Below are 14,445 nucleotides of genomic sequence, written 5' to 3'. Positions count from 1 at the left end.
TTGAACGCCGCCGACCGCTCAGACTTCAAGGGGCCTCAATCGGCCCCTTTCTTGTTGACTCCAACAGTCAACCATTCTCCGCCATCTTTGCGCGCCAGATATCCGCGGTTCTTCGCAGCCACTAACACACACACACTGCCGAGAATGATTTGCCCTTTAAGGATGGGGTCAGCCCTTGGCACTATATCCTTATCTGTCGGGGTCATCTGTCGGGATCTGGTCTTGGTCTTCGCCAACCACAAGAGCGGCGTCGCCCATTGGCCGGCCTTGGTCAATAGGGCGAACCCATTTCTTTCGCGTTGTAGGCGCGACTGATGGTTGTTTGCCGCGAGTGTGGCTCCAACTCCACGTTCGCAGCGTGGGTTTCGCGCGGCCATTGACGGCTGCTTCCACCACCCTCGGATGACTGGACCGCAACGAGAATACCGTGAGCATCAGTCCTCGCGGGAGTTTCGAGCCTTTCGCGAACCCGCCTGCAGTCACCGGGGTCTATTGTTCTTGCTCGTCGCTCCGCCCGATCGGCAGGCGGTGCAGGCGAATGTCGCGTTCAGTGATCGTCGCCATTGCGCCCCGGTCCAGGGCATCGCCAATCACCGGCCACACCTTCTTCAGCAGCTCGGCCACAGCGCAGCCGTTCAAGCCTTCGATTCGGACACGGACCGTCGAAGGGCGTGCAGCGCCGCTCACGGCGAGGTGGGCGTGAAAATCAGCATCCAGGGTCACGCAGACGCGACGCTCCCGGCGAGCGTAGTCCAGAATGTCGCTGTCCGATGAGCGGGCCATGCCAATGTCTCCCGCGTGTACCACGTTCCCGAGGTGGGCGTGAAAATCAGCATCCAGGGTCACGCAGACGCGACGCTCCCGGCGAGCGTAGTCCAGAATGTCGCTGTCCGATGAGCGGGCCATGCCAATGTCTCCCGCGTGTACCACGTTCCAGCCGACATCGCCCAGCAATCGGACGGCGGAGCGTGGCAGCCCCTGGTCCAGCAGCAGCCGGATCAAGCCAGCTCCAAAACTATCACCCGGTCATCGAGGTTTTGCGCGGCGAACTCCAGCGCCTGACGGACGTCCTCCGCTTCGAGTTCCGGATATTCGGCAAACAGGTCGTCGCGATTTGGGTATAGCGCTACGGCTTCCACTACCCGCCTGACCGTGAGCCGCATGCCGCGCACCGTCGGTTGGCCACCCAACATCGCCGGATCCATGGTGATGCGATCGAACGTCTTCATCTCTGCCTCCTGTGACGAAGCCATTCTACCCGTGCGCGTCAGATCTGGCTGCACACGAGCACACGCAACAATAAATGGAAAGACTGGGTCACCCATTAGCCGGCTCCGGTCAACAGGGCGAACAGGTTTTTCGCGCTGTGCACGCGACTCATTTTTCGTTCCCCGTACTCTTGGCTTCCACTTGACGATCGCGCCCAGGTTTTCGTTCTTGCAGTGTCGGAACCAGTCCGCACCAGTCACCCATCAGGATCCAGGCTATCGTCCGGAGCGAGAGCCTTGGCTTTCGCATCATCCCGAGCAAGGACATCCCGCGCCGAGACGATGGCGATACGCTGATGCCTGCCGATACCAGAGGCTTCCGGCAGCTTCCGCTGTCCAGTCCGACATTCGAACAAGGAAGGCGCGCTTCAACAGGGAGTCGGGATCAAGTCCTGCAATCCAGCCTGTCTCCTTTTCTGATCGCTGCTACTCCAACGTGAGCGGAGTGGTACGCTCGTTCGTTAATGTGAGCCCTTCGCCAGATAGTCGTCGGCAGAAACGCAGAAACGCAGAAAGCGGATGACCGATCAGCCGGCGCCACGTTGTTCAATGAATCTCGTGTTCCGTCAATCCCAAGCTCTGGCCAGCAGCAAGCAGCCTTCGGTCTGCCGTCCACAAGGTTGCCCCGGGCGAAAGACGTACCGCCGCCAACAAATGCGCGTCGATATAGCCGATGCCTATCCCGTGGAGAGTATTTTGCTGCACGAAACGCAGTACTTCGACATCCGTAGCGACGGCTGCCTGCGGCAAATCCTGTAGCGCGTTCAGGATCGCGTCACGATTGCGGAGGTTACCCAGGGCCACTTCGCCGATCACGTAGGGGTGGATCAACACGCGGCCTTGCTCCAGCATGCGACGTAGCCGCTCGTTAGTTTGGCGAAGATGGTCGATCCAGATGGAGGTATCGACCAGGATCATGCCGGCTCAGCCTGGCGTCTCGGCACGTCCTCCAGTTGCGGCTCCGAACCGCCGAGAAGTGCGAGGCGTTTCGCGCTTTCGCGCTGAATCAGGGCGCGCAGGGCCTCGCGAAGCAGGGCTGTTTTTTCGGAAACGCCTGTCAGAGCCTGGGCTTTGGCGAGCAAGTCATCATCGAGTGCGACTGTGGTCCGCATGCGTTTCCCCTTCTTGCAGAAGCATTGATCATAACATCATTTGATGACATGTTTGGTACGTCAACGGTCGCCTGCCAGCCCTGAAGCATCACCCGGTCGCATAGAGCACCAAGCCGGAACTCCGCCGGGATCAAGACCAACATTACAGCACTTTCCTTCAGCACGCCTCCGGGCCTGGTAATCTCGCATCCCTGCGCACAACTTCGATGTGGCGCGGCAAGCTCGAGGGAAACTTGCCTTCTCGCCAGATGAAGCTCGTGCAGGCCTGGATTGAAATTCACCAGGATGAGCTCATGGCGGACTGGATACTCGCTGCCAGCGGTCAGACGCCATACAGGGCGCATAGCGAGTGGCGAGAAGGTTACCCCTCACGCATCGACCGGCGACGGAGGCAAGGGCAGGTTTGCCTTGTTCTTTCTCTGCCCTGAAGCCACTTACGCCGCCTTCCCGCTCATCAGTTCCTCGCGGATGGCTTTCCTGATCATCGTTTCAATATCGGATTGCTGTAGCGACTTTTTCAGGGTTTCGTTGATCAGCGTCTGATAGCCGCGCTCGCCAGCCATTCCCTTGAAATGCTCAACCAGAGAGGCATCGAGATACAGCGTGACGCGCTTCTTCGCTGGCGCCACCCGCCCCTCGACACGCTTGCGCAAGACCAGCCGGCCAGCATCGATGTCACCCTGTGTGATCGGGGCGTCGTCGTCAAAGGTTGCCAAAGTAGATTTCCTGTTCATTTCGCTCCGCCTTCCGCATCGAGATCAACCGGATTTCTTCATCCGTTAGGTATAGCGCACAGCCTGAGTATAAGCATGTTTGTGCATACGTCAAGCTCTTTGGCCCACTCGGGGTTCCCCATTAGCCGGCTCCGGTCAGCCGGGCGAACAAATTTCTTCGCGCTGTAGCCGCGACTCATTTTCGTTCCCCACACTTTTGGCTTCCACTCGACGATCGCGCCCAGGTTTTCGTTCTTGCAGTGTCGGAACCAGCCCGCACCAGTCACCCATCAGGATCAAGGCTGTCGTCCAGAGCGAGTTCGGATGACGCCCCTGGCCGCCATGGCGGCCCCGGAAAACCGTCGGGGCCCTGCGCGTGTCCATGCCGCACGGCTCGCGCCGATGACAGATCTGTGGTTGCTCGAAGGCGGGGCTTCGGGCACCAACCCCTGGTGGCTCAGGGCAGAGGCGAACCGATCAAGTCGGGCAGAGAGGAGGACGGCGGCCCAATCAGGTCTGATGGTTGTCAGCCAACCCCGTGCATGGTTCACCGCCTCCGCTCCATTCCTCAGGCGAATGCCCGCTGCCGTCAAACGGTATTTGCTCCCGCATCACGTGATAGCAGGCGCGCGGCGAGGCTCGCCGCGCTTATGCCAACAAGCGATCTGCGAGCGATCGTTCGCCATCCCCGGAACGACACGCCGGGCCTTTTCAAAAGCCAATTCTCGACGGGAGGGCGATGGAATATCATCAGCCCTTTTGGAGTGAGCGCCGCCCGCGCGGCGCTGCGTCGCGGCTACCTATGACCACAGTACAATGGAGATACCTGATGGAAACCACGGTTGGCGCCGACAATTTCAGGGTCAGGTGCCTGAAGCTTCTCGACGATCTAGGCCAATGCCACCGCACTGCTCACCTTCGCGGATAAGGGCCTGGCAGGTCGGGCCGGGCTTCGTTCGTCGCCCCAGCAGGCTGACTGACGTTTTCTCTCGGTACCGATTGGTCGGAGCGCTTGTTGGCGGGCTGTGCCTGCTGTTGTGCACCGACGGCCTGGCGGCGGACGTGCCGCCAGCGCGGGGATCCGCGGCGCCGGCAGCCGACCCGGGCCGCTGGGTGCTGTGGCTGCCCGAGCAATCCGTCAGCAGTCTACTCGCCGTACCGGAAGCCGCTGCGCCGCCGCTATTGGCGATGATCGTTGACGATTCGATTCAACAGCGGTTCACCAGCGATGTGCTGGCCCGGAAGTGGGCGGTCGGCCCGGCGTCGCTGCCCTGGAATGCACTTGCTCTGGAACTGATCGTCAAGTACCAGCAGAACCCACTGCGCGCGGCACGCGTGCTGGCGCACGTGCACGCGGCGGCCAACGACGCGATCGGAGAGCTGGCGGCAACGCGCAGCGGAGAGGCAGCGCAAGCGGTGGCAGTGCATGTGGCGAGCGCCGCGGTCCTGGCGCACTTCTACCCGCGCGAGTCGCCGGGACGCCTCGAGGCCCTCGGCATCGGCGCCATGCTGGCGGTCGCTGCCAAGTCAGGCATCTCACCGGAGGCGCTTGCCGCCGCTCGCCAGGCAGGCCACCGCATCGCCGCCGCGGCGATCCGGCGCGCGCTTGACGATGGCGGCGATGCGACCTGGAACCCGGCGGATCGTCCGGCGGCCGCTGCGCCAGTCTGGCGCGCGGCACCGCCGCTCAATCTATACCAGCCCACCGAATCGCTGGCCGGGCGGTGGCGGACCTGGGCTCTGACCGACGGCGGCGAGATCGCTCCGCCACCGCCTCCGCCCTACGGCAGCGATCGCCACCGGGAAGAGGCTCGCGAGGTGCTGCAGGTGTCACGCGCCTTGACCGCGGAGCAGAAGCGCATCGCCGACGAGTGGAACCTCGACAAGGGTTCGGTGACACCGCCGGGGGTCTGGAACCGCAAGGCGATCAACCTCGTGGCGCGGCACCGCCTCGACACCGCCGAGACGGCGCGCTTGCTGGCGGCGCTCAATGTGGCGATGGCGGACGCGCTCGTCGCCTGCTGGCGGGCGAAGTTCGAGCACTGGACCGTGCGGCCGGTCAATGTGATCCGCGAGCAGCTCGATCCGAGTTTTCTGCCGTACCTGTTCACGCCGCCCTTCCCCGCTTATGTCTCGGGACATGCGGCGGCCTCAGGGGCGGCGGCCGAGGTGTTCGCCGCCTTCTTTCCGGAGCAGGCCGGCGAACTGCACGCAGCGGCCGCGGAGGCGGCGATGTCGCGGCTTTACGGCGGCATCCACTTTCGCAGCGATAACGACGAGGGACTGCGGTTGGGCCGCGCCATCGGGCGCCGGGTCATCAAGCGTAGCCTCGGCGATCGCCACCTGCGGGCCAGCGACAAGTCCGCGCCACCCGTCGTTCAATAAGCGAAGTAGCCGGTCTGCCCGAACACTTCGCCACAACGGGGACGAATGGCGACCACCACGGGCCCGGTAGAGGAGGTCGGCGGGACAACGGCAGGCAGGCTCGTCTCCTGCCTGAACAGCAGACGGCCGTCGCCCGGATCGTAGGCGAAGACTTCGTAGCGATCGGCGCCGGGGGTCACTGCCCAGCGGAGACGCTTCTCGGTCAAATCAAGGCCAATACCGGCGACCGCACAGGCAGACCGGGCGTCGATCAGGAAGCGATGATCACGACCTGGCGATGACCTCGACGACGCCCCGGCCGGGCACTGGCTGGTCACGCGCACGCTGACCCGCGCGAACCCGTCGCTCAGCGCCTGTGGTGGCACGAAACGGGTGTCGCTGACGAGGGTATCGATGGTGGCCAACGTCCGGCCTTCCGGCTCTCGGCTGACGAGCTGGAGACGATAGCTTGCCACGCCGGCCACAGCTTGCCAGTGAATCGTCGGCCTGACTGACGCCACGGTCGATTCGTCGGCCGGTGAGGTGATCGCCGGGTTGGCGCATGAGGGCTCGGCAAGAGCGGGCAGCGCCAAGCTGAGGGCGGCCAGACCCAAGAGCCGGCCGCAAGCTGTCAGACCCAATCTCGATGGGTGCATGGGGGTTGTCATCCTCCTCGGACTCTGTTTCTCGCTGCAGGGAAATCGGCAACTCGCCGGCAACTCGCGCGGGACCCTGCCCAAGTTTCTACCTGTCCTGTGGCCATCGTCAAGCGTCGCCAATCGGCTGCTCCTGGACCCTCTGGCATGCAGGGACGAGTGGTTTTCACGTTCGACTTTGTCGCTGGCCGGTGCCCCCGTGCAAGCACCAGGGCACGCATTGGCAGCCTCAGATCGAGAGTTGACCATACTGCAGGCAGAGATATAGACTCGCTCCGACGCCGTCGGATCGACTGGACCTGCTTGCTTCAGACGCCTTCGGCACCGGTAGTCGCCTGTCCGCCGCCGGCTGCGCAATGGCGCTGATGGCAGGGCGTCGAACAGGCAGATGGGCCGGGGATCGGGGTTTTAGGCTGTCGACGTTCGAGGGGAAGGGGTATGGGAAACCGCAGGCGCATGATGCGGCCGCTGCACGTTGCCATCCAATTGGCGTTCGTCGCCGCATCGGCACTGCCGCTGGTGACGGAAGCTGCGACTTGCACCGTCGGAGCCGGCGTCAGAACGATCGGCAACGAGTTCTTCGCTTCCGCCGCATACCCGGACGGCAGCTATGAGTACCAGGTCACGATACTCCTGTGCTCGGGCGGCGTGCCGAGCTACTTCAACGGCACCTCGTTCACAGGAACCCCAGCTGCCGTCATTCAGGCCTACCGATCGCTGAATTCAACGCGGGTCTTTCGCAATCAGTGCGGCTCGATGGGCTTGATCGCGCATGATCGCTTTCTCGGCACCATCGATGACGGCGTGGTTGCCGTCGATCTGGGCCTGTCGGCCCACCCGTTGAACGCCACCTACATCGACGAATTCGTCAAGGGCATCGCGCCGGGCGAGGGTTTCCCAATCCCTTGCGGCTGCACCGGCGGCCTGGCCAGGCTGCCGGGTTCCGCCGCCTGTACGCCACCGCCGGTGGTCAAGGCGCCCGACCTGTGCATCGGCAACCCGATCGTTCCCGGCCAGGGCTGCAAGGTCCAGTGGGAAACCGACTACACCTTCGGCGGCGCCTCACCGCTGAACTTCAAGCGCTACTATCACAGTCAGAGTCCCTATCATGACCGGAGTGCCGCCCAACGCGCGCTGGGCAACCGCTGGCGACACAACCACGACGTCCTGCTCAATCCGGCCGCCGGCGCCAACCTTGTCCTCCTGCTCCGCGACGACGGCCAGATCCTCTACTTCCGCCCCAAGGCCGGCAGCGCTACCGACTGGGTCAGCGACGCCGACATCGTCGGCCAACTGAAGAAGACCGCCACCGGCTGGACCTGGCGCGAAAGCGACGACGCCGTCGAAACCTTCGATGCCGCCGGCCGGCGCCTCGCCCGCGTCGAACGAGGTGGACGCTCGCTCAGCTACAGCTACGTGCCCGGCAGCGATCGGCTCGCCGGCATCCAGGACAACTTTGGCCGCAGCCTCACCCTCACCTACAACGCCCAGAATCTCCTCAGCGAACTCACCACACCCGCTGGCGAGAGAATTACCTACACCTACGACGGCAACGGCAACCTCGCCACCGTCACTCGCCCCGACTCTCACGTGCGCAGTTACAGCTACACCAGCGTCAGCGTCGGCGGCAACGTCGAACCCGCCCTTCTCACTGGCCTCACTGATGAAAACGCCAACCCCTACGCGACCTGGACCTACGACACCAGTGCCCTCGCCGCAAGCAGCGAGCACGCCGGTGGTGTCGATCGCCATACCTTCACCTACCGAAAAGACGCTGCCGGCAGGATTACCGGCAGCAACGTCACCAACCCCCTGGGCGCGGTTACGGAATACACTTTCCACAACCTCTTCGGCGCGAACCGCGTGTCGACCATCAGCCAGCCGCTCATCGCCGGCCTCACCCGCAGCTTCACCTACGACGCCAACGGCAACGTTGCCAGCCGCACCGACTTCAACGGTCGGCTCACGACCTACACCTACGACCTGACTCGCAACCTCGAGATCAGACGCCTCGAAGCCTCCGGCCAGGCCGAAGCCCGGACCATCAGCAGCGAATGGCACGCCAGCTACCGTCTGCCCTTGCGCATTGCCGAACCCCTCAAGCGCACCCTCTTCACCTACGACGACTCCGGCAACACTCTCAGCCGCAGCGAACAGGCCACCACCGATGGCAATGGCAGCCTTGGCTTCGCCGCCCCCGTGGTCGGCAGCCCCCGCACCTGGACCTTCACCTACAATTCCCTTGGCCAGGTCCTCAGCGCCGATGGCCCGCGGAGCGACCTCACCGACCTCACCACCTACGGCTACCACGACGCCGCCGACCCCGACCCCGGCAAACGCGGCAACCTCGCGACAGTTGCCAACGCCCTGGGCCACGTCACCGAGGTCACCGCCTATGATCTGGACGGCCGGCCGCTCATCGTGGTCGATCCGAACGGCTTGACCACCACCCTCAGCTATGACCCTCGCGGCCGCCTTGCCGGCCAGACCGTCGGTGACGAACACACGGCCTACACCTACGACCCCGCCGGTCAACTCATCCGCATTACGTTGCCCGACGGCAGCAGCCTGAGCTACAGCTGGGACGCCGCGCATCGCCTCACGCAGGTCACCGATAGCCTTGGCAACACGCTGACCTACACCCTCGACGCTGCCGGCAACCGTATCCGGGAAGACACCCGCGACCCTGCCGGCCAGCTCAGCCAGACGAAGCCGCGCGTTCATGACGCGCTCGGCCGCCTCAGCCGAGAACTCGGATCCCTGAACCAGCTGCACGCCGAATACGCCTACGACCCGCAAGGCAACCTCAGCGGCATCACCACCCCGCAGGGTGCCGGCACCCGCAGCACGACCCAGGCCTTCGACGCCCTCAACCGCCTGATCCGGGTGACCGACCCGGCCAGCGGCATCACCCAATACGCCTACGACGGCCAGAGCCAGCTGATTCGCGTCACCGACCCGCGCACTCTCGCCACGCGCTACACCATCGATGGCCTGGGCAACACCAGCCAGCTGAACTCCCCAGACAGCGGCACCACCCATCGGACGTTCGACGCCGCCGGCAACGAACTGACCACGTCCGACGCCAAGGGCCAGACCACCAGCCGCCAGTACGACGCCCTGAATCGCCTCACCCGCGTCACCTACGCTGACAACAGCCACGACGTCTTGCTCTGGGATCTGGGCGCCAACGGCAAAGGACGTCTGGCCCGCATCGAGCAACGCGACGCCGCCGGCACGCTCGTCGCCGCCATCGGCCGGCAATACGACCCACACGGCCGCCTGACGCAGGAAACCCGCAGCCTGGCCGGCGTCGCCTATGTCACCCAGTACCGCTACGCCAAAGGCCGCCTGGTCGGCCTGAGCTACCCGAGCGGCAACGAGATCAACTACACCCTCGATGCCCAGGGGCAGATCAGCGAAATCCGACTCACCACCGGCGGCCAAGTCAGGACACTCGCGACCGCCATCGCGTATCACCCCTTCGGCGGCATCAGGCAACTCACCAACGGCGCCGGGCAGCTCCTGACCTGGGGCCAGGATACCGACGGCCGGCCGAGCAGTTACACCCTCGGCAACCAGACCTGGCAGATCGCCTACGACACGGCCTCGCGCATCGCCGCCCAGACCAACATCAATGCACCCGCCCAGACCGCGAGCTACGGCTATGACCCGCTCGACCGGCTGACCCAGGCTGTCCTGCCCAGCGTCACCCACGGATACGCCTACGACGCCACGGGCAACCGCTTGAGTCAGACCAGCGGCGGCGCCACTCGCAGCTATACGATCAGCCCGGCAAGCAATCGCCTGTCGGCCATCGCCGGCAGCAATGCCAAGGCGTACGCCTATGACGCCAATGGCAGCGTCACCGGCGATGGCGCCGGCCAGATCTTCGCCTACGACGCGCGCGGCCGCTTGACCGGTGTCACCGTAGCCGGCGCCACCACCACCTACCGTCTCGACCCGCTCGGGCAGCGCATCCGGAAGACCGGGGCCGAGGACACCGTCTACCACTACGACCAGGAAGGCCGACTGATCAGCGAAACCGCGCCCGACGGCACCCCCCGCAAAGACTACGTCTGGCTCGGCGACCAGCCGCTGGCCATCATTCAGTAGGACAGGGGACGGATCATGCGAAGTCTTTGCCACGACCTGCTTCACTACGCCAGCTTCCGTTTGCTCGCCCTGATCGACCTCGTGCCTGCCGCAGCCACGCTGAGAATGAAGGCGGGAGCGTCATTGCCATTTCGGTGGACCCTGCTCGCCCAAATGCTGGCTGCCGCAAGCCTGTTGCTGACGGTATTCGCCGCCTGGGCTGCGCCGAGCATCGGTGGGATGCAAATCACACCGAGCACGGTCGCACCCGGTGCGCCGACGACTATCCGCGTGACTGTCACGATTACGGATCCGACAGTCATCCCCGGCAGCGTCAACCTGCAGCGCGTCAACGACGCCGGGGCGGCGGTCGCCGTCGTGGGCTCGCTACGTGACGACGGGCTGAACGGCGACGCCGTCGCTGGTGACCAAGTCTACACCCTCGACGCTGTCTTCACCGAGACCACGCCGGTTCGACTGCGGGTGTCGGCGGGCTTCAAGGGCATGTTGAGGCGGCTGTTTTCGGCCAGTGTGCTGCTCAACATCAATCGCCCGCCTCTGGCCGATGCCGGCCCCGACCAGCGCGTTGCCCTGGGCAAGCTGGTCGTCCTCGACGGCAGCGTCTCCCTGGACCCTGAAGGAGCGCCCCTCAGCTACACCTGGTCGCTGATCGGCAGGCCTGTTGGCAGCAGCGCTGTCCTCGCCGCCGCCAACAGTGCGCGCGCGACCTTCTCCGCCGACCGTCCGGGCGACTATCTCGCACAATTGATCGTCAGTGACGGACAACTTGCCAGCGCCCCCGATGCGGTGAGCGTCTCCGTGATCCACACGCCGCCGACGGTCAGCCTGACCGCGCCGGACGAGGGCACCGTTTATACCTTGCCGGTCACCGTGACTGTGACGGCAACAGCGAGCGGAGCCGAGGTCAATACGCCGATCAGCCGGGTGGACTTCTACCAGAGCGCCACCCTGATCGGCGGCAGCACGGCGAGTCCCTATACCATCCTCTGGGCGCCGACGACGGTTGGCAGCTACATTTTGACGGCGAAAGCGACCGACAGCGCCGGTGGGGTGACGACGAGCGCGGCGCGCAGCATCACGGTGCAGGCGGCGAACGCGTTGCCAACTGTCAGTCTGGTCAGCCCGATCGTCAACGAGAACTTCACGGCACCCGCGAACGTGACGCTCACGGCAACGGCGAGCGACACCAACGGGACGGTCAGCAAGGTCGAGTTCTTCCAGGGCGCGACGCTGATCGGCACCGCCACCGCGGCGCCGTACACCGTCACCTGGAACAGCGTCCCGGCCGGCAGTTACAGTCTGACCGCCAAGGCGACCGACGACCGCGGCGGAACGTGGACCAGTGCGGCGGTGCCGATCACCGTGACTGGAGCAGGGCCGACCATCCTCTACCTGCACGGCGATCATCTCGGCTCGCCGAGAGTGGCGACCAACGAAGGCAACGTCGTCGTCTGGCGCAATCTGCCGACCAGCGAGCCCTTCGGCATGGCGCTGCCGGAAGAGGACCCGGATGGCGATGGTCGGGCGACGGTGATCAACCTGCGCTTCCCGGGGCAGTACTTCGACCGGGAGGCACAGCTGCACCATAACTACTTCAGGGATTACGATCCGGGGACGGGGCGGTATGTGCAGAGTGATCCGATTGGGTTGGCGGGGGGGATCAATACGTATGGCTATGTCGAGGCTAATCCGGTTAGCCTGGCCGATCCCTTCGGTCTAATGGGGGTAGCAGCGGGAAGAGGTAAATATCCGCCGGGCCAAGGCCCAGGGAATTTCCCGCCGGACGAGGTCATGTGTAAGCTGAAATGTGCTACTGCCAACGACGCTCTCCAGATCAGATGCGCCAATGCGTACGCCATGTGCATGATGCAATATAAAGATCCTGAAATGGGCAGGCCTAGGGGACTTCAATCTGGAGCCTCTCTCAGGTGCTTGCAAGAGTTTGAAAAATGTTCGGTGCCTTTCAACCAGTGTAAGACGAAGTGCGAGTGTCAATAAGGAGTGATTTTCTTATGCAAGAACTTGATGTGCTGCGAACTATCGGGTTTGCTGCAGCGCAAATTTTGCTCTTGGTCTGTTTTATTGCGGCGCTAGCGCTGGCCCGTTCTCACCTTCGGCCGCCTGGATGGGGATTGGTTGTGGTCGGCACCGCTTTGCTTGTATCTCAAACCATCTTGCAGTTTGGCGGTGCTGTAGTAGTTTCGCTCATGTCATTAGAGAAATTCAGGGGCTTTAATGCGATGCACCATGTCTTTGAAATCTTGGGTATTGTCGGTTCTGTATTCACGATAGCGGGGCTGATTAAGGCGGTGCAGTGGCTCACAGGAAAGCAGGAAAGGGGCCAGAGTAAATAGCCGCCTAGCTCACCCTGACCGCCGCCGACACCGACGGGACGATCGCCAAGGTCGAGTTCTTTCAGGGGGCAACGCTGATTGGCATTGCGACCGTGCCGCCGTACAGCGCCGTCTGGAGCAACGTCCCGGCCGGCAGCTACAGCCTGACGGCCAAGGCGACCGACAACCTCGGCGCGATGCGCAGCAGCCCGGCCGTAGCGATCACGGTCACCAGTAGCGGGCCGACCGTCCTCTACCTGCACGGCGACCGTCTCGGCACACCGCGTGTGGCGACCAACGAAGCCAACGTCGTCGTCTGGCGCAACCTGCCGACCGGTGAGCCGTTCGGGATGGCGTTGCCGGAGGAAGAACCCGACGGCGACGGACGGGCGACGGTGATCAACCTGCGCTTCCCGGGGCAGTACTTCGACCGGGAGACACAGCTGCAGTATAACTACTTCAGGGATTACGATCCGGGGACGGGGCGGTATGTGCAGAGTGATCCGATTGGGCTCGAAGGGGGCAACAACACCTATGTCTACGCAAATCTGAACCCGGTTTCGAATGTTGATCCGGAAGGGCTGGCGTCTTGCACGTACTCAATCTCGTCACACTCGATGACATGCACGCCAAATAGCGGCGGTAGATCTTTGACGCTTGGTCCGGTGGGGGTCTTCTCCGGGGTGCCAGGGCAATGTCGCAACAACCCTGATTGCGCAGACAACAAGGATGAAGGGCCAATTCCGCCCGGAAACTACAAGATGAATCAGGACGACCGGGAGGGTAACGAAGGTTTCTGGCGGTTGGAGCCTAATCCGCCAATTCCTGGTTGGAAGTGCCGGCTTGGCATAAATCGTTGTGGCTTCATGTTGCATCCTGGCACGGTTTCCCTTGGTTGCATTACCGCAGATCCGACGAACCCGAAAACCATGCGCCAGTACGACCGGATTGACCGCTTGCTGCAGCGAGAAAACGGAGCGAACACACTCACGGTGACGCAATGAGGCGCAAGCTGGTGATGGTCGTTGCGGCAATCGTGTTGCTCATTGGTGGGGCGATAGCTGCTGTCTCTTCGACCTTCGACAGTGCTGTCATGGCAATGAAGGGTGGTCGCTACGAGACCGCAAGACCAAAGCTTGAATGGCTGGCGACGGCTGGGCACGCTCGTGCCCAGCATCTGTTGGGTGAAATGTACGCATACGGCTGGGGGGTGACCCGGGATCGCGAGGAAGCGGTAAGGTGGTTTCGGCGTGCGGCCTATCGCGCTGAAGGGTTGAAGGACCCGGCAGCCTACGCGGCTTACTACGTTGGTCAGAACTTCTCTCAGGGCTTCGGGGTGCAGCAGGACTCGACTGAAGCCGCGTGGTGGGTCAAGTTCGCCAAAGACGGCGGCTACTCTGGCGGTCCTCGGTAGCTCGATACGGGTAGGGATCGAGAAGAAAAAAGCTCCTCCACCTGTCTCAGCCTTTGCCCTTCGCCTTCTTCTCCGCGCTGGTGACGACGGCAACACCGTGGCAGCGCTGTTCGATTCCATGTGGCCGCGGCTGGAAGCTTGTTGCCGCTTCCGCTGCCGGCGAACCTGCCGGCGCACGAGTCAGACCGCTGGCATGCTCAAAGGGAGGTCGCCTGCCTGCAGAGCTCATGGTCTCTGGCGATCCGCCGCGAGCACGGCATGGGCGAACCCGGGACCACTCATGATGGTAAGATATTGCACCGCACAAGCTGCAGCGGGCAAGTGGCCGAACGCCGGCGAGGAGTCCCTGCGGCGCGGGATCGGCAGCTGGACAGGAAGGCTATGACCGAAAAACAGGCAGACAAGGGTTCCATTCAGGTCATCGAGCGGATGATGTCGCTACTCGAGGTGCTGGCGGACATGCCGGAGC

Annotated in this window: 12 protein-coding genes and 3 pseudogenes; 9 read left to right on the top strand and 6 right to left on the bottom strand. The window is 63.6% G+C overall.

All coding sequences use genetic code 11. The features are described 5' to 3' along the window. Positions 1 to 489: 489 nt before the first annotated feature. From V5B39_RS18990 to V5B39_RS18975, 4 genes are all read right to left on the bottom strand, one after another. Positions 490 to 1,002, bottom strand: coding sequence for a DUF5615 family PIN-like protein (locus V5B39_RS18990; protein ID WP_332344426.1), 513 nt, complete (start codon positions 1,000 to 1,002; stop codon positions 490 to 492). Further along, a complete protein-coding gene (locus tag V5B39_RS18985) occupies positions 999 to 1,229 on the bottom strand; it encodes a DUF433 domain-containing protein (protein ID WP_332344425.1) in 231 nt (76 codons plus the stop codon). The genes V5B39_RS18990 and V5B39_RS18985 overlap by 4 nt, the downstream gene beginning before the upstream one ends. A 585-nt stretch (positions 1,230 to 1,814) precedes the next feature. Beyond that, positions 1,815 to 2,186 (bottom strand): type II toxin-antitoxin system VapC family toxin, encoded by a 372-nt coding sequence (locus tag V5B39_RS18980; protein WP_332344424.1) that lies wholly within the window; start codon positions 2,184 to 2,186, stop codon positions 1,815 to 1,817. Beyond that, positions 2,183 to 2,380, bottom strand: a complete 198-nt coding sequence (locus V5B39_RS18975; protein ID WP_332344423.1) for a type II toxin-antitoxin system VapB family antitoxin — start codon at positions 2,378 to 2,380, stop codon at positions 2,183 to 2,185. The genes V5B39_RS18980 and V5B39_RS18975 overlap by 4 nt, the downstream gene beginning before the upstream one ends. Before the next feature lie 206 nt (positions 2,381 to 2,586). Here V5B39_RS18975 and V5B39_RS18970 point away from each other — a divergent pair, with 206 nt between their 5' ends. Next, a complete protein-coding gene (locus tag V5B39_RS18970) occupies positions 2,587 to 2,808 on the top strand; it encodes a DUF4160 domain-containing protein (protein ID WP_332344422.1) in 222 nt (73 codons plus the stop codon). A gap of 6 nt (positions 2,809 to 2,814) precedes the next feature. Here V5B39_RS18970 and V5B39_RS18965 read toward each other — a convergent pair whose 3' ends face one another. Further along, positions 2,815 to 3,114, bottom strand: a complete 300-nt coding sequence (locus tag V5B39_RS18965) for a BrnA antitoxin family protein (protein WP_332344421.1) — start codon at positions 3,112 to 3,114, stop codon at positions 2,815 to 2,817. A gap of 978 nt (positions 3,115 to 4,092) precedes the next feature. On the opposite strand from V5B39_RS18965, the gene V5B39_RS18960 reads away from it, so the two are divergent. After that, positions 4,093 to 5,478, top strand: a complete 1,386-nt coding sequence (locus tag V5B39_RS18960) for a vanadium-dependent haloperoxidase (protein WP_332344420.1) — start codon at positions 4,093 to 4,095, stop codon at positions 5,476 to 5,478. Here the strand turns inward: V5B39_RS18960 and V5B39_RS18955 are convergent. After that, positions 5,472 to 6,050, bottom strand: a complete 579-nt coding sequence (locus tag V5B39_RS18955; protein WP_332344419.1) for a hypothetical protein — start codon at positions 6,048 to 6,050, stop codon at positions 5,472 to 5,474. The two genes, V5B39_RS18960 and V5B39_RS18955, sit on opposite strands and share 7 nt — an antisense overlap. A gap of 519 nt (positions 6,051 to 6,569) precedes the next feature. On the opposite strand from V5B39_RS18955, the gene V5B39_RS18950 reads away from it, so the two are divergent. The 7 genes and pseudogenes from V5B39_RS18950 to V5B39_RS18925 all read left to right on the top strand — a co-directional run. Beyond that, positions 6,570 to 10,229: a DUF6531 domain-containing protein gene (locus tag V5B39_RS18950; RefSeq protein WP_332344418.1), complete on the top strand. Its 3,660-nt coding sequence runs from the start codon at positions 6,570 to 6,572 to the stop codon at positions 10,227 to 10,229. 15 nt (positions 10,230 to 10,244) lie between these two features. Then, positions 10,245 to 11,525 (top strand): annotated as a pseudogene (locus tag V5B39_RS22275) (Ig-like domain-containing protein); the annotation flags it as partial. A gap of 81 nt (positions 11,526 to 11,606) precedes the next feature. Continuing rightward, positions 11,607 to 11,948, top strand: a pseudogene (locus tag V5B39_RS22270) (RHS repeat-associated core domain-containing protein); the annotation flags it as partial. A 293-nt stretch (positions 11,949 to 12,241) separates the two neighbouring features. After that, complete coding sequence (locus tag V5B39_RS18940; protein WP_332344416.1) at positions 12,242 to 12,583, top strand: hypothetical protein; 342 nt, start codon at positions 12,242 to 12,244, stop codon at positions 12,581 to 12,583. A gap of 14 nt (positions 12,584 to 12,597) precedes the next feature. Next, positions 12,598 to 13,566: an RHS repeat-associated core domain-containing protein gene (locus tag V5B39_RS18935; RefSeq protein ID WP_332344427.1), complete on the top strand. Its 969-nt coding sequence runs from the start codon at positions 12,598 to 12,600 to the stop codon at positions 13,564 to 13,566. After that, complete coding sequence (locus V5B39_RS18930; protein ID WP_332344415.1) at positions 13,563 to 13,976, top strand: tetratricopeptide repeat protein; 414 nt, start codon at positions 13,563 to 13,565, stop codon at positions 13,974 to 13,976. The genes V5B39_RS18935 and V5B39_RS18930 overlap by 4 nt, the downstream gene beginning before the upstream one ends. 141 nt (positions 13,977 to 14,117) lie before the next feature. Continuing rightward, positions 14,118 to 14,445 (top strand): annotated as a pseudogene (locus V5B39_RS18925) (hypothetical protein); the annotation flags it as partial.

It is taken from the genome of Accumulibacter sp. (assembly GCF_036625275.1).
Classification (GTDB): Bacteria; Pseudomonadota; Gammaproteobacteria; order Burkholderiales; family Rhodocyclaceae; genus Accumulibacter.
The sequence above is the reverse complement of the archived record's forward strand: the minus strand, read 5'-3'. Positions and strand labels throughout refer to the sequence as shown.